19 protein-coding genes are annotated in these 19,226 nt (G+C 72.2%); 7 read left to right on the top strand and 12 right to left on the bottom strand.

Annotated features, from left to right (window positions below):
• On the top strand, positions 1–396 hold the full coding sequence (hpxZ, locus tag HEQ75_RS21520) for an oxalurate catabolism protein HpxZ (protein WP_168034180.1): 396 nt from the start codon (positions 1–3) through the stop codon (positions 394–396).
• A gap of 76 nt (positions 397–472) precedes the next feature.
• Here the strand turns inward: hpxZ and HEQ75_RS21515 are convergent, their stop codons facing one another.
• Positions 473–1,990, bottom strand: a complete 1,518-nt coding sequence (locus HEQ75_RS21515) for a phospholipase D-like domain-containing protein (protein ID WP_168034179.1) — start codon at positions 1,988–1,990, stop codon at positions 473–475.
• 110 nt (positions 1,991–2,100) lie between these two features.
• Between HEQ75_RS21515 and HEQ75_RS21510 the strand changes: the two genes are divergently transcribed.
• Both HEQ75_RS21510 and HEQ75_RS21505 read left to right on the top strand, forming a co-directional pair.
• Positions 2,101–2,790: a cysteine hydrolase family protein gene (locus HEQ75_RS21510; RefSeq protein ID WP_235962037.1), complete on the top strand. Its 690-nt coding sequence runs from the start codon at positions 2,101–2,103 to the stop codon at positions 2,788–2,790.
• Positions 2,787–4,358, top strand: coding sequence for a regulator (locus tag HEQ75_RS21505; RefSeq protein WP_168034177.1), 1,572 nt, complete (start codon positions 2,787–2,789; stop codon positions 4,356–4,358). Before HEQ75_RS21510 ends, HEQ75_RS21505 begins: the two co-directional genes overlap by 4 nt.
• A gap of 1 nt (position 4,359) precedes the next feature.
• Here HEQ75_RS21505 and HEQ75_RS21500 read toward each other — a convergent pair whose 3' ends face one another.
• The 10 genes from HEQ75_RS21500 to HEQ75_RS21455 form a co-directional block, all read right to left on the bottom strand.
• The gene (locus HEQ75_RS21500; protein WP_168034176.1) at positions 4,360–5,757 is read right to left on the bottom strand and encodes an AtzE family amidohydrolase; all 1,398 of its coding nucleotides are present in this window, start codon (positions 5,755–5,757) and stop codon (positions 4,360–4,362) included.
• A complete protein-coding gene (locus HEQ75_RS21495) occupies positions 5,754–5,945 on the bottom strand; it encodes a DUF4089 domain-containing protein (RefSeq protein WP_168034175.1) in 192 nt (63 codons plus the stop codon). Before HEQ75_RS21495 ends, HEQ75_RS21500 begins: the two co-directional genes overlap by 4 nt.
• On the bottom strand, positions 5,942–6,967 hold the full coding sequence (locus tag HEQ75_RS21490; RefSeq protein ID WP_168034174.1) for an ABC transporter ATP-binding protein: 1,026 nt from the start codon (positions 6,965–6,967) through the stop codon (positions 5,942–5,944). The genes HEQ75_RS21495 and HEQ75_RS21490 overlap by 4 nt, the downstream gene beginning before the upstream one ends.
• Positions 6,964–7,962, bottom strand: a complete 999-nt coding sequence (locus tag HEQ75_RS21485) for an ABC transporter ATP-binding protein (RefSeq protein ID WP_328734600.1) — start codon at positions 7,960–7,962, stop codon at positions 6,964–6,966. Before HEQ75_RS21485 ends, HEQ75_RS21490 begins: the two co-directional genes overlap by 4 nt.
• A 68-nt stretch (positions 7,963–8,030) precedes the next feature.
• Positions 8,031–8,900: an ABC transporter permease gene (locus HEQ75_RS21480; RefSeq protein WP_168034173.1), complete on the bottom strand. Its 870-nt coding sequence runs from the start codon at positions 8,898–8,900 to the stop codon at positions 8,031–8,033.
• Positions 8,897–9,904: an ABC transporter permease gene (locus tag HEQ75_RS21475; protein WP_168034172.1), complete on the bottom strand. Its 1,008-nt coding sequence runs from the start codon at positions 9,902–9,904 to the stop codon at positions 8,897–8,899. The genes HEQ75_RS21480 and HEQ75_RS21475 overlap by 4 nt, the downstream gene beginning before the upstream one ends.
• Positions 9,904–11,517, bottom strand: a complete 1,614-nt coding sequence (locus HEQ75_RS21470) for an ABC transporter substrate-binding protein (RefSeq protein ID WP_168034171.1) — start codon at positions 11,515–11,517, stop codon at positions 9,904–9,906. Before HEQ75_RS21470 ends, HEQ75_RS21475 begins: the two co-directional genes overlap by 1 nt.
• Before the next feature lie 87 nt (positions 11,518–11,604).
• A complete protein-coding gene (locus HEQ75_RS21465; protein WP_168034170.1) occupies positions 11,605–12,384 on the bottom strand; it encodes an SDR family NAD(P)-dependent oxidoreductase in 780 nt (259 codons plus the stop codon).
• A 68-nt stretch (positions 12,385–12,452) separates the two neighbouring features.
• The gene (htpG, locus tag HEQ75_RS21460) at positions 12,453–14,285 is read right to left on the bottom strand and encodes a molecular chaperone HtpG (RefSeq protein WP_168034169.1); all 1,833 of its coding nucleotides are present in this window, start codon (positions 14,283–14,285) and stop codon (positions 12,453–12,455) included.
• A 76-nt stretch (positions 14,286–14,361) separates the two neighbouring features.
• Positions 14,362–14,715, bottom strand: a complete 354-nt coding sequence (locus HEQ75_RS21455) for a hypothetical protein (RefSeq protein ID WP_168034168.1) — start codon at positions 14,713–14,715, stop codon at positions 14,362–14,364.
• Between the two features lie 104 nt (positions 14,716–14,819).
• Between HEQ75_RS21455 and HEQ75_RS21450 the strand changes: the two genes are divergently transcribed.
• From HEQ75_RS21450 to HEQ75_RS21440, 3 genes are read left to right on the top strand one after another with little or no spacing between them, the layout of a single operon-like run.
• Positions 14,820–15,191, top strand: coding sequence for a Zn-ribbon domain-containing OB-fold protein (locus HEQ75_RS21450; protein ID WP_168034167.1), 372 nt, complete (start codon positions 14,820–14,822; stop codon positions 15,189–15,191).
• Complete coding sequence (locus tag HEQ75_RS21445; protein WP_168034166.1) at positions 15,188–16,336, top strand: thiolase family protein; 1,149 nt, start codon at positions 15,188–15,190, stop codon at positions 16,334–16,336. The genes HEQ75_RS21450 and HEQ75_RS21445 overlap by 4 nt, the downstream gene beginning before the upstream one ends.
• The gene (locus HEQ75_RS21440) at positions 16,333–17,355 is read left to right on the top strand and encodes an MBL fold metallo-hydrolase (RefSeq protein ID WP_168034165.1); all 1,023 of its coding nucleotides are present in this window, start codon (positions 16,333–16,335) and stop codon (positions 17,353–17,355) included. The genes HEQ75_RS21445 and HEQ75_RS21440 overlap by 4 nt, the downstream gene beginning before the upstream one ends.
• On the opposite strand, the gene HEQ75_RS21435 is transcribed toward HEQ75_RS21440, so the two are convergent.
• Positions 17,343–18,164 (bottom strand): amidohydrolase family protein, encoded by an 822-nt coding sequence (locus HEQ75_RS21435; RefSeq protein WP_209318700.1) that lies wholly within the window; start codon positions 18,162–18,164, stop codon positions 17,343–17,345. The two genes, HEQ75_RS21440 and HEQ75_RS21435, sit on opposite strands and share 13 nt — an antisense overlap.
• Positions 18,165–18,270: 106 nt before the next feature.
• Between HEQ75_RS21435 and HEQ75_RS21430 the strand changes: the two genes are divergently transcribed.
• Complete coding sequence (locus HEQ75_RS21430) at positions 18,271–19,221, top strand: tripartite tricarboxylate transporter substrate binding protein (protein WP_168034163.1); 951 nt, start codon at positions 18,271–18,273, stop codon at positions 19,219–19,221.
• Positions 19,222–19,226 lie beyond the last annotated feature (5 nt).

Genomic DNA, 19,226 nt, shown 5'->3' with positions numbered 1-19,226 from the left:
ATGGAGATCAACAACCCGGAAGTCGTGGCCGAGATCCGCGCCCTGTTCGACCGCTACGAGCAGGCGCTGATCGACAAGGACGTGGATGTGCTGGACGCCACCTTCTGGAACTCGCCGCACACCATCCGCTACGCGATCCACGAGAATGGCTACGGCTTCGACGAGATCCATGCGCATCGCGTACGGCGCCCGCCGGGGCCTGGCATCAAGCTGGCGCAGCGCCGGCTGGTGATCACCACCCTCGGCCGCGACCTGGCGACGGTGAACCTGGAATTCGACATGCGGGGGCGGGAGATGCCGGGCCGGCAGAGCCAGACCTGGGTGCGCTTCCCCGATGTCGGCTGGAAGGTCGTCTCCGCCCATGTCTCGGTCACCGAAGCCAGCCCGGCCTACTGACCGGCAAGGCCCTCTCCCCCGCAGGGGGGACAGGGCCGGGTGAGGGAGGCTTTCCGTGAGGAGCGCGGATGCCCGCCTATCGCGCCAGGCTGCGCCGCATGCCGCGCAGCCGGCGGAACAGGCCGCGCCGCTTGGCCAGCGGTTCGAACATCGCCTCCGGCCCTTCCGGGTCCAGCACCTCATTATCCGCCAGCCAGGCCTCGACGCCATTGAGGTCCGGCGTCTCGTAGGGCACCAGGGACCGGCCCGGCCCGCGCAGCGCCTCGATGGTGGCGACCAGCGACCCCGTCTCCGCGATCCTCCCGGCCACCTGCGCCGGCGTGCACCCCAGATGTTCCGCCAGCAGCCCGTCGCGGATACCGCGGATGGTCCCCCGCGCCGCGCCGTTGGCGGGCAGCGCGGCGTCGATCATCACGTCGCATTCGGTGTCCAGCCGCATGGAGCGGTTGTTCATGTTGGAGGAGCCGATGCGCAGCATCCGGTCGTCCACCACCATCACCTTGGCGTGGACGTAGATGGGCTGCCCGCCGTCGGTGAAGGGGTGGTAGATGCGGAAGCGGCCATGCGGGTCCAGCCGGCGCAGCGCCTCCCGCAGCCGGGCGCGGGCGCTGTCCATGGCGATCGGCTCCAGCCAGCCTTCCGCGGAAGTCGGGTTTACCAGCACCACCTCCGGCCCCTCCGGCTCCGCCAGCCGCCGGGCGATTGCCTCGGCGATGCGGCGGGAAGCGAAATACTGGCTCTCGGCGTAGATCATGGTGCGCGCGGCGGCGATCATGTCGAGGTAGAGCGCCTCCACCTCATGCACGCCGGGCGTTTCCGCCATCGCCGGCTGGGTGCGGGCGATGGCCAGGTCGATCTCGCGGAACTGCGGGGCCAGCCCCTCCGGCCAGCAATCCGTCCTGTGCGTCACCGGTGCCAGCTTCCGCCCGCCGGCCAGCGTCCAGCGTTCCCGCGCCAGGGCACCGAGCTGCGCCGCGGCGGCGCCGTCCAGCGCCGTGGTGGCGTCGTGCCATGGGTCGTGCGGCCGGCCGCTGGGCCGCAGCCGGCGCGGCGCGGCATCCGCATGATCGCGCGTGTCCCAGCGGCCCGCCGTCATGTCGATCCCGCCGCAGAAGGCCAGGCAATCATCCAGCACGACGATCTTCTGGTGGTGCGAGGCGCCGGGCGGGTGGCTGCCATCCAGCCGGGCGGTGATGCGCGAATGCGCCTTCCAGCGCAGCAGATGCAGGATCGTGGTGCCGCGGAACAGCGCCTTGAAGGCGCCGAGGTCCCAGTGCAGCAGGAAGATCTCCAGCTCCGGCCGGCGGTGCACCAGCCAGAGGATGAAATCGCCCAGCCGCGAGGGGCCGTCCGTCGGGGTCTCGCCCGGCGTCAGCTCGATGCGCGAGTCGAAATCCCAGCCGATCAGCATGATGCGGTGGCGCGCGGCCAGCATGGCGGCGCGGGCGGCACGGAAATAGCCATCGGCGTCGATGATGACCGCGGCGCGGCTGGCGCGCGCCACGCGCCAGCAATTCTCGCCGGGACGCAGCAGGGGCGGCTCCGCCTGGGGCGTCTCCTTCGCGTCGGGGGTCGGTTCGGGCGCGGCCTGCATCACGCCCCAATGGGTGGCACCGTCGCGGGGCGTCAACCCGGTGCACGCAAAACTGAAGGTGAGGCAGCGATGGCATGCGGTTTGCTTGGCTTCGTTCCGCCCCAAGACCGTTGCCGGAGGACCAGGCCCTGGTCAGCATTGCCGCGCAGCCCGCCCCGATCGAGCTCGATCCCCGCCGCCTGGCGCTGATCCTCATCGACATGCAGCGCGATTTCCTGGAGCCGGGTGGCTTCGGCGCGGCGCTGGGCAATGACGTCGCCCGCCTCGCCGGTGCCATCGAGCCCTGCCGCCGCCTGCTGGCCAGCGCCCGCCGCGCCGGCCTTCTCGTGATGCACACCCGCGAAGGCCACCGGCCCGACCTGGCGGATGCGCCGCCCGCCAAGGTGCTGCGCGCCCCGCCCGGGATGCGCATCGGCGATCCCGGCCCGATGGGCCGCATCCTGGTGCGTGGCGAGCCGGGGCACGCGATCATCCCCGCCCTCGCCCCGGCGGAAGGGGAGCCGGTGATCGACAAGCCCGGCAAGGGTGCCTTCTACCAGACCGACCTGGACTCGATGCTGCGCAACCGCGGCATCGAGGCGCTGCTGGTGGCCGGCGTCACCACCGAGGTCTGCGTCCACACCACGGTGCGGGAGGCGAATGACCGCGGGCTGCGCTGCATCGTGCCCGGCGATTGCTGCGCCTCCTACTTCCCGGAATTCCACGCCGCCGCGCTGGCGATGATCTCGGCGCAGGGCGGCATCTTCGGCTGGGTCACGACCGAGGCCGCGGTCACGCAGGCGCTGGAGGGTGCGAGATGACGACGACGCGCAGGATCGGCGGCCCGGCGCTGTGGGTGCCGGGCGACTGGAATGCCTATTTCGGCTTCGGCACCAACATCCTGGTCAATCTGCTGGTGCTGACCGGGCTGCTGCGCTTCGTGCTGCGCATGCCGGACGAGCTGGTCTTCGGCCGCATCCTGCCCGCCGTCGGGCTGATGCTGTTCCTGTCCACCGCCTATTATGCCTGGCTCGGCTGGAAGCTGGCGAAGGAGACCGGGCGCGACGATGTCTGCGCGCTGCCCTCCGGCATCTCCGTGCCGCACATGTTCATCGTCACCTTCGTCATCATGCTGCCGATCCTGTCCCGCACCCTGGACCCGGTGAAGGCGTGGGAGGCCGGACTCACCTGGGTGTTCGTGCAGAGCATCATCCTGATGATCGGCGGCTTCGTGGCGCCGGTGATCCGCCGCATCACGCCGCGCGCCGCGCTGCTCGGCACGCTGGCCGGCGTTTCCGTCACCTTCATCTCCATGCGCCCGGCGCTCGAGATCTACCTGACGCCGATGATCGGCGTGCTGTGCTTCGCCGTCATCCTGCTCGGCTGGTTCGGCGGCGTGCGCTATCCGCGCGGCACGCCGGCGGGGCTGGTCGCCATCGCGGTGGGCGGCGTCATCGCCTGGGGCGCGGCGGCCTTCGGCCTCGGCATCGGCGGCATGTCGCTGACCGGGCTGATGGCGGGCTTCGCGAATATCGGCTTCGCCGTGCCGATCCCCGCCATCGGCCATGTGTTCTCCGGCTTCGAGTTCATCGGCATCATCCTCGTCACCGCCATCCCCTTCGGCATCTACGATCTGGTCGAGGCGATGGACAATGTGGAGAGCGCGGAGGTGGCGGGCGACGCCTTCCCGACCACACGCGTGCTGACGGCGGATGGCGTGGTCAGCATGATCGGCTGCCTGATGGGCAACCCCTTCATCAACGCGGTCTATATCGGCCACCCGGGCTGGAAGGCGATGGGCGGGCGCATCGGCTATTCCGCCGCCACCGGCGTCACCGTGCTGGTGCTGACCTGGCTCGGCATCACCGCCGTGCTGCTCCAGCTGATCCCCGTGGTCGCGATCTCGCCCATCCTGCTCTACATCGGCATGCTGATCGGCGCGCAGGCCTTCCAGGAGACGCCGCACAAGCACGCGCCGGCCATCGTGCTGGGCTTCACGCCGCACCTCGCGGCCTGGGCGAAGACGCTGATCGACGGTGCGCTCGGCGCGGCGGGCACCAGCGCCGCTGCCGTCGGCTTCGACAAGCTGGCCGGCATGGGCGTGCTGTATCACGGGCTGGAAGTGCTGGGCGGCGGCGCCATCCTGGGCGGGCTGATCCTGGCCGCCACCGCGGTGTTCATCATCGAGCGCGACTTCCAGCGCGCCGCCGCCTTCGCCGCCGCCGGCGCGGTGCTGACCTTCTTCGGCTTCATGCATGGCGAAACGGTGGGTTTCGCGGTGACGCCCGGCGTGGCGCTGGCCTACGCGCTGGTCGCCGCCGGCCTTTTCGTCTGTTCGCGCAACGAGGCGCGCCTCACGCCGCCGGTGGCGGCGGCGCCGGCCGAGTAGCTCACGCCGGCGGCGCGGGCGCGGCGGCGATGCCGGCGCGCTCCAGCGCGGCGGCGACGCGAAACAGCACATCCTCCCGCCAGGGGGCGGCGATCAGCTGCACGCCGATCGGCATTCCCTGCGGCGCACCGGCCGCCCCGGGATCGGCCAGCGGCACCGCCAGCACCGGCAGGCCGATGCAGGAGATGGGCTGGGTATAGACGCCGAGATTGGGGCGGATCGGCAAGATCTGGCCGTCGATCTCCGTCATCGCTTGGCCGATCGGCGGCGCGACGAAGGGCGTCGCCGGCGCCAGCACCACGTCCACCTGCTGGAACACCGCCATCACCGCGGCGCGATAGGCTTCCCGCACGCGCTGCGCCTGCACCAGCCAGGCGGCGGGCAGCAGGGCGCCTGCCAGGAAGCGGTCGCGCGTGCCGGGGTCGAAATCCGCCGCCCGCTCCCGCAGGTCGGCCAGATGCAGGTTCGCCCCTTCGCTCATGGTGATGAGGAAGGCGGCAGCGCGGCCCAGCGCCGCCTGCGGAATGGTCACCCTTCGCGTGGCGCCCAGCGCGCGCGCCAACACCGCCACCGCCTCGAACGCCTCGGCATGGCCGTTGCGGGCGAAATGGTCGTCGGCCACGGCGATGCGCAGCCCCTCGATCCCGGCGCCGAGCCGGGCGGAGACTGGTTCCACCGGCCGGTCCTGCTGCGCCGGGTCGGCCGGGTCGCGGCCCTGCAGCACGTCATAGGCCAGCGCCAGGTCACCCACATCACGGGCGAAGGGGCCGAGATGATCGAGCGAGGCGACGAAAGGGTAGCTGCCGCGGCGCGACAGCCTGCCATAGGTCGGCTTCAGCCCGAAGATGCCGCAGAGCGAGGCGGGCACGCGGATGGAGCCGTTGGTGTCGCTGCCCAGCGTCAGCGGCACCAGCCCCGCCGCGACGGCGGCAGCCGAACCGCCGGAGGACCCGCCGGCGACGCGCGCCAGATCGTGCGGATTGCGGCAATCGCCGAAATGCGCGTTCTCCGTGGTGAAGCCATAGGCATATTCGTCCATGTTCAGCGCGCCGAGGCAGACGCCCCCGGCGGCCTGGAACTGCCGCACCAGGAAGGCGTCCTGCGCCGCCGGCGGGCGGTCGCGCTCGATCTTCGCGCCGGCGAGCGTGGTGAGGCCGGCCAGGTCGAACAGGTTCTTCACCGCATAGGGCACGCCGGCCAGCGGCCCGGGGTCGCGGCCCTCGGCGATCGCGGCATCCACCGCGGCGGCTTCCGCCCGTGCCCGCGCCGCGGTCACCGCGGTGAAGGCGTTGGTGGCGGCGTTGCGCGCGGCGATGTCGGCCAGCGCGGCCTCCGCCGTCGCGGTGGCGGTGGTGCGGCCGGTGCGGATGGCGGCGGCGATGGTGGCGGCGGTGTTCATCGGGCGACGAAGACCGGCGCGGGTTCGTCGGCCACGCCCAGCTTCCAGCTTTCCACCATCGCCGCCATGCGCGCGGCCAGTTGCAGGTTGGCGACCACGCCCGGCAGCTGCGCCGGCGTCACCGTCAGCCCCAGCAGCGGCGCGGCCTGCCGCGCATAGGCCTCGGCATCGAAGGGGGGCGTCGTCATGCGGGCTCCGTGGCAAAGTGGCAGGCGGCCTGGCGGGACCCCGGGAAGCGCCGCAGGGCCGGCATCTCGGTCCCGCAGCGGTCCGTGCCCACCGGGCAGCGGCCGTGGAAGCGGCAGGCATGGGGGTCCGGGTCGATCGGGCTCTTCGGGTCGCCCGCCAGGCGCAGCCCCCCCGCCCGCAGCCCGTCCAGCCGCGGCACGGCGGCGATCAGGCCGCGCGTATAGGGGTGCAGCGGGTTGTCGAACACGGCGCGCGCCGGCCCCACCTCCACGATGCGGCCCAGATACATCACCACCACCCGGTCGCACAGCAGCCGCACCACGTTCAAATCGTGGCTGACGAAGACGTAGGAGATGCCAAGCGTCTCGCGCAGCGTCACCAGCAGTTGCAGGATGGTGACCTGCACCGAGACATCCAGCGCCGCGGTGGGCTCGTCCAGCACCAGCAGGTCCGGCCGCGGGGCGATGGCGCGGGCGATGCCGACACGGGCGCGCTGGCCGCCGGAAAGCTGGTGCGGGAAACGGTCCAGCAGTTCCAGCGGCAGGCCGCACAGCGTCGCCGCTTCCGCCACCTTCGCCTGCAGCGCCGCGCCGCGCAGGCCGCGCAGCTTGCGCAGCGGATCGGCGATGGCATCCGCCGCGGTGAAGCGCGGGTTGATGCTCTCCCCCGCGTCCTGGAACACGATCTGGATACGCGCGCGGTCCGCGTCGCGCGCGAAATCCCGCGCCGGCAGCGCCGCCAATTCCCGCGCGTTGAAGCGGATGGAGCCGCTGGTGGGGTCTGTCAGCCGGGCGATCAACCGCACCAGCGTGGATTTGCCGCAGCCGGATTCGCCCACCAGGCCCAGCGTCTCCCCCCGCCCCAGGGTGAAGGAGACATCATCCACCGCATGCACCATGGCGGGCGCTCGGCCGCCCAGCCAGCCGCGGCGGGCCAGCGGGAAGCGCTTCGAGAGCTCAGCCACGTCCAGCAGCGGGTCGGCGGCAAAGTCGCGCGGCGCATTGCCGATCTGGCCGGTCATGCGGGGTTCCAGCAGGCGACGCGGTGCGCCGGCGCCAGGTGCCGCCAGGCCATCGGGGCCTCGCAGGCCGGCAGGCGCTGCTCGCAGCGCGCGGCGAAGCGGCAGGGTGGCAGGTCGGTACGGCGGAGGTCCGGCAGGCTGCCGGGAATGGCGCGCAGGTCGGCCAGCCCACCGGCCGCGGTCGGCGTCGCCGCCAGCAGGCGGCGCGTGTAGGGGTGGCGCGGATGCGCCAGCAGTTCGGCCGTCACCGCATCCTCGACGATGTGGCCGGCATGCATCACCGCGATCCGCCCGCTGCGCTCCGCTGCCAGGGCGAGGTCGTGGGTGATGAGGATGGTGGCCATGCCGGTTTCCGCGGCCAGGGACTGGATGATGTCCATCACCACCGCCTGGGTGGTGACATCGAGCCCCGTGGTCGGCTCGTCCGCGATCAGCAGAGCGGGGCGGGTGGCGACGGCGATGGCGATCATCACGCGCTGGCACATGCCACCTGAGAGTTCGAAGGGATAGGCGGCGAAGCGCCGCGCCGGGTCGGGGATGCCGACCTCCCGCAGCATCTCCACCGCCCGCGCATCGGCGTCCCGGCGCGACAGGCCGGCATGGCGGCGCACCACATCGGCGATCTGCCGGCCGATGGGGCGGATCGGGTTCAGCGCGGCGCGTGGGTTCTGGAAGATCATCGCGGCGCGGGCACCACGGATCCTGGCAAGTTCCTTGGGCGAGGCCTGCGTCAGTTCCACGCCTTCCAGCGTCGCGCTGCCGCCGGTGATGCGGCCGGCGGCATCCAGCAGGCCGAGCAGCGCATAGGCTGTGACCGACTTGCCGGAGCCGGATTCGCCCACCAGCGCCATGGTCTCGCCGCGGGCGACCTGGAAGGAGATGCGGTCCAGCGCGTGGACGATGCCGGAGCGCGTGCGGAACTCGACGGAGAAGTCGCGGACGTCGAGGATGGCGGTCATGTCCGACGTCTCTGACAATGCGGTCGGCGGACTCACGTCCGCCTTGCTTGGCGAAGCGGTCGGCGGACTCACGTCCGCCTTGCTTGGCGAAGCGGTCGGCGGACTCACGTCCGCCTCCGGGGATCAACGATATCCCGCACGCCATCGCCCAGCAGGTTGAAGCAGAACACCGCGACCATCAGCGTGGCGCCGGGGAACAGCGCCACCCACCATTCGCCGGAGACGATGAAGGAGGCGCCCTCCGCCACCATGATCCCCCATTCCGGCGTCGGCGCGCGCACGCCGAGACCGATGAAGGACAGGCCGGCGGCGTTGAGGATGGCATAGCCCATGGTCAGCGACATCTGCACCACCATGATCGGCAGGATGTTCGGCGCCACCTGGCCCAGCAGCACGCCCATGTCGCGATGTCCGGCGATGCGCGCGGCATCGACGAAGCCGGCTTCCCGCCGCTGCACCGTCTCTGCCCGCGCCACGCGCACATAGAGGGGAAAGTTGATGATGGCGGTGGCCAGCACGATGTTCGGCACCGTGTTGCCCAGCGCGGCGACGATGGCCATGGCCAGCACGAACAGCGGGAAGGCCATGATGGTGTCGGCGATGCGCCCCACCACCATGTCCACCCAGCCGCCGAAGAAGCCGGCCGCCAGCCCGGCGAAGCCGCCCGCCGCCAGCACCAGCGCCACGGAGGCCGCGGCGATGCCGAGATCCAGCCGCGTCGCCACCAGGACGCGGGAGAAGATGTCCCGCCCGATCTGGTCCGTGCCAAACCAATGCGCCGCGGAAGGCGGCTGCAGCGCATTCGCGGTGTTGCTCGCCAGCGGGTCGTAGGGCGCCAGCGACGGACCCAGGATCGCCGCCAGCACGAAGAACACGAACAGGCCCAGCGCGAAGCCCGTCACCGGGTTCTCCGCCACCACATGCCGGGCATGGCGCAGCACGGAATTGCCGCCGGCACCCACCGCCGCGCTCATGCGCGCCGCGCCCGCGGGTCGAGCGCGCGGTTCACCATGTCGATCGCCAGGTTCAGCAGCACGTAGAGGATCGCCATGGTCAGCACGAAGCCCTGCACCGGCGCGCCGTCGGACGCGATCAGCGCCTCCACCGCGTAGCTGCCGATGCCGGGCCAGGCGAAGACCTTCTCCACCAGCACATTGGCGCCCAGCAGGAAGGAGAACACCATGCCCAGCGTCGTCACCACCGGCAGCAGCGCATTGCGCAGCGCATAGGTCAGGATGATGGTGGAGGAGGCGAGGCCGGAGGCCCGCGCCGTGCGGATGAACTCCGCCCCCAGCACCGCCAGCATGGAAGCCCGCGTGATGCGCGCGATCGGCGCCAGCGCGAACAGGCCCAGCGTTGCCGCCGGCAGCACGATCTGCGCCAGCGCGCCGCGCCAGGTTTCCCAATCGCCGATCAGGGCCGCATCCACCAGGTAGAAGCCGGTGACGGTGGGCGGCGCGCTGGCGAAGGCGTCCAGCCGCCCGAGCGGCGCCGGCGCCCAGCCCAGCACGAAGTAGAACACGTAGACCAGCAGCAACCCGGTGAAGAATACGGGCAGGGAGACGCCGGCCGTGACCACCACGCGGCAGGCATGGTCGGCCAGCGAGCCCTGCTTCACCGCCGCCAGGATGCCGAGCGGGATGGCGATGGATACCGCCAGCAGCAGCCCCGCCAGCGTCAGCTCGGCGGATGCCGGCAGGCGCTGCAGGATGTCGGTCAGCACCGGCTGCCCGGTGGTCAGCGACATGCCGAGGTCGCCCTGCACCAGGGCCCGCAGGTAGTTCCAGAACTGCTCCGGCAGCGGTCGGTCCAGGCCCAGCTCCGCGCGGATCTGGGCGATGGATTCGGCGCTGGCAGTGGGCCCGGCGAAGTAGGTGGCGGTGTCGCCGGGCAGCACGCGCGTCAGCACGAAGGTGACGACGATGACGGCAGCCAGCGCGGGCAGGGACCCGGCCAGCCGCCAGAGCAGGCCGCGCATCAGCCCTTCGTCAAATAGCGGAAATCAGGCTCGCGCGATGGCCAGAACTGGTAGCCGCCGATGTTCTGCTGCATCGCCACGTCGTGGAAGGGCTGCACGATGGGGATGAAGGGCACGTCCTGCATGCCCAGCTCCAGGAAGCCGCGCACATTGGTGGCGTAGGTGGCGGCGTCGGGGGCGAAGCGCGCGGCGTCGATCATCCGGTCCATCACCGGGTTCTGGTAGGACGGGATGTTAAAGATCGAGTTGTTGCCGTGATAGTTCCAGAAGAAGAAGTAGTCCGGCCAGTCCAGCCAGCCGCCGAAGCGGTTGATCGCCATCGGCGCGGTCTTCTTGTTCAGCTCGCCACGGAAGTTCGCACCGGGGATCTTGTTCAGCTCCACCGTGATGCCGAGCGGCGCCAGCGCTTCCTTGATCAGCACCGCCATCGGCTCCGTGATCGTGGCGCCGCCGGCGTCGTAGATCAGGGTGGTGCTGAAGGGGGCGGCGCCCGATTCCGCCATCAGCGCGCGGGCGCGCTCCATGTTGGCGGCATAGGGGAAGGGCACGGGCCAGGACAGGCGCGCCGGCGTCGCCGGGCCGCCCCACATCGGCACGCCGCGGCCGAACAGCGCGCCCTGCAGGATCTGCTCATAGGGCATGGCCCAGGCCACGGCCTGGCGCAGCTTCACGTTGTTGAAGGGCGGCAGGGCGGAATTCAGCGCCAGGTACCAGATCGCGTTCGGCACCGGCATGGCCGAGACCTTCAGCTTGCCTGCCGCCACCAGGTCCGCGAAATCCTTGGGCGGGATCTGGTAGCTGATATCCGCGTCGCCACGCTCGATCAGCGCCCGGCGGGTGGAGGGGGAGGCGATGTCGCGCGCGATGACGCGGCGCAACTGCGGCAGGGGGCCGGACTTCCAATCGTCGAAGCGGCTGTAGACCGTCTCCGTTCCCGGCCGCCAGGCGTCCACCTTGTAGGCGCCGCCGCCGCAGATGTTGTTCTTCAGATAGTCCTTCGCCCAGACATCGCCGCCGGCATTGGCGATGGCCTTCTCGCTGTCGAACACGAAGGGAATCGTCACCGCCAGGTTCGGCATGGTCAGCTTGTCGCGGCGCAGGAAGTCGACGCGGAAGGTCTTGTCATCCACCGCGACGAACTGCTCCGGCTTCTCCAGGCTGCCGGCGCGCATCTGCGTGGTGGCGAAGCCGCCGATCGAGACGGCGCGGTCCAGCGACCACTTCACATCGCGGGCGCTGACCGGCCTGCCGCTATGGAAACGGGCATCTGCCCGCAATTTGAACGTGACGGAGGTGCCATCGCTGGCCTCCTGCCAGCTCTCCGCCAGCTCCGGCTCCAGCTGCGTGATGTCGAAGCCGGTGGTCACGCCATCGACCGGCATGCGCTTGAAGCGCACCAGCCGATCATAGCAATTCTGCGCCACGCCGTTCACCGGCTGGGAGGCGCCGATGCCCTGCATGTCCATGCTGTTGGGGCCGTATTCCTGCACCAGCAGCAGGGTTTCGCTGCGGGTCGGCGCGCGCTGGGCCGCGGCCTGCTTCACGGCCGGTGCGGCCAGGGGCATGCCGAGCGCGGCGGCCGGCACGGCTTTCAGGAAATCGCGGCGGTCCATCGCTGTCCTCCAGGCCGGAGGGGGCGGGGCGCCCCTCCTCCGGCCCGGGGGATCAGCAAGGCGCGTGCCAGCGCGCTGCGCGGGCGGCTACAGGTTGCGCCTGGCCGCGCGCAGCGTCGGCAGGCCGATGCCCGTGGCGTCGAAGCCGCCATCCACGGCGATCACCTGGCCGGTCAGGTAGCTGGCGCGGTCGCTGCACAGGAACAGGATGGTTTCCGCCAGCTCCGCCTCCAGCCCGTAGCGGCCCAGCGGGATGTGGTCGTGGTAGTCGGCGCGGATCTCCGGTGAATGCACCGCCTTGGCCATGGCGGTATCGACCGGCCCCGGCGCCACCGCGTTCACGCGGATGCCAAGCCCGGCGAGCTCCACCGCCTGCTGCTTCGTCAGATGCGCAAGCCCGGCCTTGCTGGTGCCATAGGCGACCCGGAGGGTGGAGGCGCGCAGGCCGGAGATGGAGGTGATGTTCACCACCGCCCCACCGCCGCCTTCCGCCATCAGCGGTGCCGCCGCCTGGGTGGCCAGGAAGGGGCCGGTGAGGTTCACCGCCAGCACGCGTGCCCAATCCTCCGGCGTGGTCTCCAGCAGCGGCTTGAACACGGCGGTGCCGGCATTGTTCACCAGCGCGTCCAGCCGCCCGAAATGTGCCGCCGCCTGCCGCACCGCCTCCCCCAGCGCCGGGCCATCGGCCACGTCGCAGGCCAGCGCCAGCGTCGCATCCGGCGCGGCCAGCGAGGCCATGGCGGCGTCCAGCAGCCCCGGCTCGATGTCCAGCAGCGCCACGCGCCAGCCCTCCGCCCGGAAGCGGCGCGCCCTGGCCAGGCCGATGCCGCGCCCCGCGCCGGTGATCAGCACGACCGGTTCGGCCATGGCATTTCCCCCTTCTTGCCCGGCGCAGCAGAACGCCGAAGCGCGATCCGTCGCAAGGGGGTGCCGGTTCAGCCCCCCGCGAGGCGGGCCGCCACCTTCCGGGCGAAGCCGGCGGGGTCGCGCGGCGCCTCGCCATCCTGGATGCGCGCCAGGTCCAGCAGCATGCCGGCGGACTCCGCCAGATCGGCCTCCGCCGTCGCCTGCGCGGCCAGGTGGCGGATCAGGGGATGGCGCGGGTTGATCTCCAGCACCGGCGCGCTGGCGCCGAAACTGCGCCCGGCGCGGCGCAGCAGGCGCTGCATCTGCAGGTCCGGGCCGCCTTCGGCCGCGGCCAGCACCACGGCGCTGTCCACCAGGCGTTCCGTCGACCGCACCTCCGCCACCTCCGCCCCCAGCGCCTCCTTCACCAGGGCCAGCAGCGTCGCCACGTCGGCCGCCTCGCCCTGCGGCGCCTCCGTCGCTTCCAGCTTGGACAGGTCCAGGCCGGATTGCGTGATGCTGCGGATGGGCTTGTCCTCGAAGCGGTCCATCCGGTCCGGCCAGAAGGCATCGATGCCGTCCGTCAGCAGCAGCACCTCCACGCCCCGCGCGCGGAACCCTTCAAGCTGCGGGGAGCCCGCCAGGCCCGCCGCCTCGTCGCCCACCAGGACGTAGATCGCCTCCTGCCCCGGCTTCATCCGCGCCACATAGTCCGGCAGCGAGGTCCAGCCCTCCACGGCGGAGGAGCGGAAGCGCAGCAGCGGCGCCAATTCCTTGTGGTGCTCCGTGTCCTCCCAGACGCCTTCCTTCAGCACGGCGCCGAAATTGGCCCAGAAGCTGCCATAGGCCTCCGCATCCTTGGCGCGGGTCTTCAGCTCCGACAGCACGCGGCCGGTGACGGAACGGCGGATGCGGGCCAGCACGGGGGTGGCCTGCAGCATCTCGCGCGAGACGTTCAGCGGCAGATCCTCGGTGTCCACAACGCCGGTGACAAAGCGCAGCCAGGGCGGCAGCAGCGCGGCCTCATCGGTGATGAACATGCGGCGGACATGCAGGCGCACGCGGCTTGCGCGCTCGCCCTCCACCGCCTGGAAGGGCTTCGAATTGGGCAGGAACAGCAGCGCGGTGAAGTCCAGCGCGCCTTCCGCGCGCCAGTGCAGCGTCGCCCAGGGCGTGTCGAAGACATGGCCCAAATGGCGGTAGAATTCGGTGTAGCTCTCCTCGCTCACCTCCGCCTTCGGCTTGCGCCACAGCGCCGTGCCCTCGTTCGCAGGCTCGTCCTGGCCGTCGCGGGCCACGGTGATGGGGATGGCGATGTGGTCGGCCCATTTGCGGATGATGGTCTGCAGCCGGTAGGGCTCCAGGAACTCCTCCGCATCCGCCTTCATGTGCAGCACGATGTCGGTGCCGGGTTCGGCCTTGCTGCCCGGCGCCAGGGTGTATTCGCCGCGCCCCTCGCTGGCCCAGACCCAGGCTTCCTCCCCCCCGGCGCGGCGCGAGGTCACCTCCACCCGGTCCGCCACCATGAAGGCGGAATAGAAGCCGACGCCGAACTGGCCGATCAGGCTGGGCTGCTCCGTCGCCTTCGCCTCCGCCAGGGTCTTGGCGAAGGCCAGGGTGCCGGAGCGTGCGATGGTGCCGAGATGCTGCGCCAGCTCGGATTTGGACATGCCGATGCCGGGGTCGGCGATGGTCAGCGTCCGCGCCGCCTTGTCCGGCACGATGCGCAGCTTCGCCTCCGCCGGCAGCATCAGCGCCTGGTCGGACAGCGCCTCGAACCGCCGGCGGTCGACGGCGTCCGCCGCATTGGCCACCAGCTCCCGCAGGAAGATTTCACGCTCCGAGTACAGCGCGTGGACCACCAGATCCAGCAGGCGGCCGACCTCGGCGCCGAATTCGTGGCGTTCCAGCGTTTCGTCCATGTGTTTGACCCCTTTGCCGAATTTCACCGCGCGGCGGCGTCCGCGGGCGGCGATATGCGCGGCGGGGGCCGGCTTTTCAACCGTTGCGGGCCCAGGCGAGGAAGACCAGGAAGCCGGCGATGCCGGCCAGCAGGTGCCCGGCCAGCAGCAATTGCATCCGGGGGTAGCCGCGCCGGGCCAGGCGTGGCGCGGCGAAGCCGGCCAGGGTGGCGGCGGCCAGCAGGCCCGGCGGCAGGGCGGCGGGCGGCCCGCCAGGCGCGGGGCGCCCGCCGAGCACCGCCAGCGCCGCCAGCGCCAGCCCGGCCAGCGCCAGCAGCAGATGCGCCCGCCCCACCCAGCCGCGCCGCTTGCGTTGCAGGAACAGCAGCCCGGCGGCGATGCCGGCGGCCAGCGTCGCGACCAGGGCCAGGATGGCGGGTGTCGTGCTCATCGTTGCGGGTCCTCCCGGCTGGAGGATCGGGCGCCGCGGCCATTCGGCAAGGGGCGCCGGCGCGGCTACACTTCCCCGGCAAGCCAGGGGAGGATCATGTGGCGTTGTCCTTGTTCACCGCCGAGGCGCCGGGCCTTCCGGCGCGGCTGCTGGCGCTACGCGAGCCGGAGACCGGCGCGCTGACCTTCCCGCGCAGCGCCTTCGGCTGCACCACCACCGGCCGCCCGGCCGCGGCGCTGGAGCCTGTGGCGCTCAGCGGCCGGGCCACCGTGCTGGCCTGCATCACGCTGCACCAGCCGGTGCTGCCGGGCCTGGCGCCGCCGGTGCGGCTGGCGGAGCTGCGCCTGGCGGAGGGGCCGGTGGTGCAGGGGGTGATCGAGGGTGCAGGCGGGGACCTTCCGCCCGGCAGCGCGGTGCAGGCGGTGATGGCAGCCGATGGCGTGTCCTGCCTGTTCCGCCCGGTGCCGCCGGCATGAGGGGGCTGCGCCCCGTCCGCGTGGTGGGCATCGGCATGCACCGCTACCAGTTCGCCAGCGAGACGCCCTTTCCGGCCATCGGCCTGGCGGCGCTGCGCGCCGCGCTGGACGATGCCGGGCTCGCCTGGCCGGCCGTGACCAGCGCCTGCATCGGCACGGCGACGCTGGGCATGGCCGCGGGGCGGGTGATGCTGCGGCATATGGGGTCCACCGGGCTGGAGGTGACGCAGGTGGAGAATGCCTCCGCCTCCGGCTCCTCCGCCTTCCGCCTGGCCTGCCTGCAGGTGGCCTCCGGCCAGCATGAGGTTGTGCTGGCGCTGGGCGTGGACAAGCATGGCGGGGCGCAGCGGGCGGCGGAGCGTGACGGGCTGCCGCGCCTTTCGCCCGCCGCCGACCTGCCGCTGGTGCAATTCGCCCTGCTGGCCCGCGCCTGGCGGGAATCCCATGGCGTGACGCTGGCGGACATGGCGCGCGTCGCGGTGAAGAACCACGGCAACGCCGCGCGCAACCCCTTCGCGCAGTTCCGCAAGCCGCGCACGCTGGAGCAGGTGCTGGCCTCCGCCCCCGTGGCCGGGGATCTGACGGCGCTGCAATGCTGCCCACGCGGGGAAGGCGCGGCGGCCGTGATCGTGGCCAGCGAGGATTCCATCGCCCGGTTCGGCCTGGAGCGGCGGCGCGCCATCCGCGTGCTGTCGAGCCACGCCAGCAGCGACCATTCGGGTGCCGAGACAGCCTTCGGCGTGGTGGAGACGGTGCGCCGCTCCGGCGCCGCGACCCTGGCGGCCGCCGGGATCGGCCCGCAGGATCTCGACATCGTCGAGCTGCACGACGCCTTCTCGATCGAGGAGATCATCTATGCGGAGGCGCTGGGCCTCTGCCCGCCCGGCGCGGGGCCGGCGCGGCTCCGCGACGGGTCGTGGGAGATCGGCGGCGGGCGCTGCGCGGTGAACCCCTCCGGCGGGCTGATCGGCATGGGCCATCCGCTGGGCCCCACCGGCATCGGCCAGGTGGCGGAGATCGTGCGGCAGCTGCGCGGCGAGGCCGAGGGCCGCCAGCAGCCCGGCGCACGCACCGCGCTGGCGCACATGATCGGCCTCGGCTTCGTCGCCGTGGGGCATGTGCTGCAACGGGAGAACGCGGCATGAGCCCGGACCACCTGCCCGCCGCGCCGCCGCCCGATTCTGCCGAGCCGCGTGAGGTTGCGCCGGGCATCCTGTGGCTGCGCCGGCCGATGCCGCTGCCGCTCGGCCATGTGAATCTCTGGCTGCTGGAGGATGGCGCCGGCTTCTGCGCCATCGATGCCGGCGGCGACTATCCAGGCCACCGCCCGCTGTGGGAGGAAGCCTTCGCCGGGCTGCTGCGCGACCGGCCGATCACCCGCATCCTGGTGACGCATTGCCACCCGGACCATGCGGGCCTCGCCGGCTGGCTGGCCGCGCGGAGCGGCGCGCCGGTGCTGATGAGCCGCGGCGAGAGCGCCCGCTACCGCCACATGGCCGCGCCCCGGCCCGCGGAGGCTACCGAGGCGACGCGTGACTTCTATGCCCGCTGCGGCTTGAGCGCAGTGCAGGTGGCGGCGATGCTCGGCCGCCGCGCCCGCTTCCAGGCGCTGCTGACGCCGCTGCCGGAGCAGGTGGTGCCGGTGGCGGCGGGCGAGGTGCTGCGGATCGGCGCGCGGCGCTGGCGCGTGCACACGGGCGGCGGCCATGCGCCGGAACAGGTGATGCTGGAATCGCTGGACGATGCGGTGTTCATCGCCGCCGACCAGGTGCTGCCGGCGATCACGCCGCATATCGGCGCGGACCCCGAACGGCGCGGGCAGGACCCGCTGGCGCTGTACCTCGCTTCCCTGCGCGACCTGCGGGCGGCGCGGGACGATGTGCTGGTGCTGCCCTCCCACGGCCTGCCCTGGCACGGGCTGCACCGGCGGCTGGCCGCCATCGCCGCGCACCACGCAGGCCGGCTGGACCGGCTGCTGGGCGCGGGCGACGCGATCACGGCGATGCAGGCGCTGCCGCTGCTGTTCCGCCGCGACCTGGGCGAAGCCGCGCTGGGCTTCGCGGTGACGGAGGCGATGGCGCATCTGCTGCACCTGGAAGCCCAGGGGCGGATGCGGCGCCTGGACGATGCCCTGTGGCGCTGGCAGCCGGTTCAGAAATCGTAGAGCCGCGCCGGGTTGTCCACCAGGATCGCCCGGCGCAGCCCGGCATCCGGCACCCATTCGCCCAGCAGGTCCAGCAGCGCCGCCACATCCGGCTTGTTCGCGTGGACGTTCGGATGCGGCCAGTTGGAGCCCCACAGGATGCGCTCCGGCGCCGCGGCGATCAGCGCCCGCGCGATGGCGGCCACATCGGCATAGCCCGGCGGCCCGCTGCGCGAGGTGCCATAGGGCGAGGATGCCTTGACCCAGACGCGCCCGGTCCCCAGCAGCCGCAGCAGCGCCTGCACCGGCGCGGCCTCCGGCGGCACCGGCGCCTCGAAGCGGCCGATATGGTCGATCACCACGGGGCAGGCGAGGCCGGCGATCAGCGCTGCGCGGTCTGCCATCGCGCCGCCGTCGAATTGCAGTTGCACATGCCAGCCCATCGGCGCCACATGCTCGGCCAGCGCCGGCAGCTTCTCCCACGGCACCAGGCCGCCCGGCATCATGAAGGCGCGCGCGCCACGCGCCCCGGCGGCGTGCAGGCGCTGCAATTCGGCCAGCGGCGTGGTCTCCGTCACCCCCACCACGGCGCGTGCCGCGCCGAGCGCCGCCACGGCATCCAGCGTGCAGGCATTGTCCGCGCCATAGGCGGTGGGCTGCACGACGATGGTGCGCGTCAGCCCCACCCGGTCGCGCAGCGCGCGCCAAGCGTCAAGGTCGTAGGCGAAGGGCACCGGGGAAGGGTTGGTGGGCGCCACCGGATAGCGCTCGGGCGCGCCGTAGATGTGCATGTGGCAGTCGGTGGCGCCCGGTGGCGGAACGTCTCGCAATTGTCCTGTCCTTCTCCCGTGCCTGCAGCCAAGCCAATCCGCCGGGACTTGTCCATCGCCCGCCGCCGCCCGTAAGGTCCGCGCCAAGCAAACGGAGGAAACGGGCATGACGACGCGCAGGATGATTCTGGCCGGCACGGCGGGGCTGGCGCTGGGCGCGCGCGCGGCGCAGGCGGCGTGGGAGCCTTCGCGCCCCGTGCAGCTCATCGTCGGCTTCGCGCCGGGCGGCGGCGCGGACCTCGCCGGGCGGGCCATCGCCGCCGCGGCCGGGCCGCTGTTCCCGACGCCGCTGGTGGTGATGAACCGGCCCGGTGCCGGCGGCGCCATCGCCGCGCAGCATGTCGCCGGCCTGCCGCCGGATGGGCTGAACCTGCTGGTCGGCGGCGGCAGCGAGAGCACCTCGCTGCCCGCCTTCCGCGACCTGCCCTACGACCCCAAGACCTCGTTCCGCTCCATCATCCGGCTGACGCGCCAGCCGCTGCTGATCGTGACGCGCAAATCCGGCCGCTTCGCGGACCTGCCGGCGGCGATCGCGGCGGCGAAGCGCGACCCGGGCGGCATTTCCCACGCCTCCTCCGGCATCGGTTCGATCTACCACGCGGTCTTCGTGCTGCTGTCGCAGGCGGCGGGGGTGGAACTGCTGCACGTGCCCTTCACCGGCGGCGCGCCGTCGCTGCAGGCCACGCTGGCCGGCACGGTGGAGCTGGCGGTGCTGGCGCCGGAGGAGATGGCCGGGCTGGTGCAGGGGGGCGAGGTGCGGCCGCTGGCCGTTGCCTCCGAATCCAGGCTGCCCGGCTTCCCGGACGTGCCGACCTTGCGCGAGCTGGGCTGGAACGTGGTGGTGGAGAACATGAAGGGCCTCTCGGCCCCCGCCGGCCTGCCGGACGAGATCGCGACGGTGCTGCACGACCGCTTCCGCCGCGCCATGGCCGAGCCTGCCTGGAAGACCTTCCTGGACCGCACCGGCGCCATGGAGGGCTATCTGGACGGCCCCGGCTTCCAGGCCGCGATGGACGGCGTGCTGGACGCGCTGCGCGCCAGCGTCCGCAAGGCCTGAGGCGA

The sequence above is a fragment of the Falsiroseomonas selenitidurans genome, from assembly GCF_012103215.1.
Lineage (GTDB): Bacteria > Pseudomonadota > Alphaproteobacteria > Acetobacterales > Acetobacteraceae > Falsiroseomonas > Falsiroseomonas selenitidurans.
This window is presented reverse-complemented; position numbering and strand designations above follow the sequence as displayed.

Coding starts and splice junctions, on each gene's coding strand:
- hpxZ (WP_168034180.1), top strand. CDS start 1: ATGGAGATCAACAACCCGGAAGTCGTGGCCGAGATCCGCGCCCTGTTC.
- HEQ75_RS21515 (WP_168034179.1), bottom strand. CDS start 1,990: ATGCAGGCCGCGCCCGAACCGACCCCCGACGCGAAGGAGACGCCCCAG.
- HEQ75_RS21505 (WP_168034177.1), top strand. CDS start 2,787: ATGACGACGACGCGCAGGATCGGCGGCCCGGCGCTGTGGGTGCCGGGC.
- HEQ75_RS21500 (WP_168034176.1), bottom strand. CDS start 5,757: ATGAACACCGCCGCCACCATCGCCGCCGCCATCCGCACCGGCCGCACC.
- HEQ75_RS21495 (WP_168034175.1), bottom strand. CDS start 5,945: ATGACGACGCCCCCCTTCGATGCCGAGGCCTATGCGCGGCAGGCCGCG.
- HEQ75_RS21490 (WP_168034174.1), bottom strand. CDS start 6,967: ATGACCGGCCAGATCGGCAATGCGCCGCGCGACTTTGCCGCCGACCCG.
- HEQ75_RS21480 (WP_168034173.1), bottom strand. CDS start 8,900: ATGAGCGCGGCGGTGGGTGCCGGCGGCAATTCCGTGCTGCGCCATGCC.
- HEQ75_RS21475 (WP_168034172.1), bottom strand. CDS start 9,904: ATGCGCGGCCTGCTCTGGCGGCTGGCCGGGTCCCTGCCCGCGCTGGCT.
- HEQ75_RS21470 (WP_168034171.1), bottom strand. CDS start 11,517: ATGGACCGCCGCGATTTCCTGAAAGCCGTGCCGGCCGCCGCGCTCGGC.
- HEQ75_RS21465 (WP_168034170.1), bottom strand. CDS start 12,384: ATGGCCGAACCGGTCGTGCTGATCACCGGCGCGGGGCGCGGCATCGGC.
- htpG (WP_168034169.1), bottom strand. CDS start 14,285: ATGGACGAAACGCTGGAACGCCACGAATTCGGCGCCGAGGTCGGCCGC.
- HEQ75_RS21455 (WP_168034168.1), bottom strand. CDS start 14,715: ATGAGCACGACACCCGCCATCCTGGCCCTGGTCGCGACGCTGGCCGCC.
- HEQ75_RS21445 (WP_168034166.1), top strand. CDS start 15,188: ATGAGGGGGCTGCGCCCCGTCCGCGTGGTGGGCATCGGCATGCACCGC.
- HEQ75_RS21440 (WP_168034165.1), top strand. CDS start 16,333: ATGAGCCCGGACCACCTGCCCGCCGCGCCGCCGCCCGATTCTGCCGAG.
- HEQ75_RS21430 (WP_168034163.1), top strand. CDS start 18,271: ATGACGACGCGCAGGATGATTCTGGCCGGCACGGCGGGGCTGGCGCTG.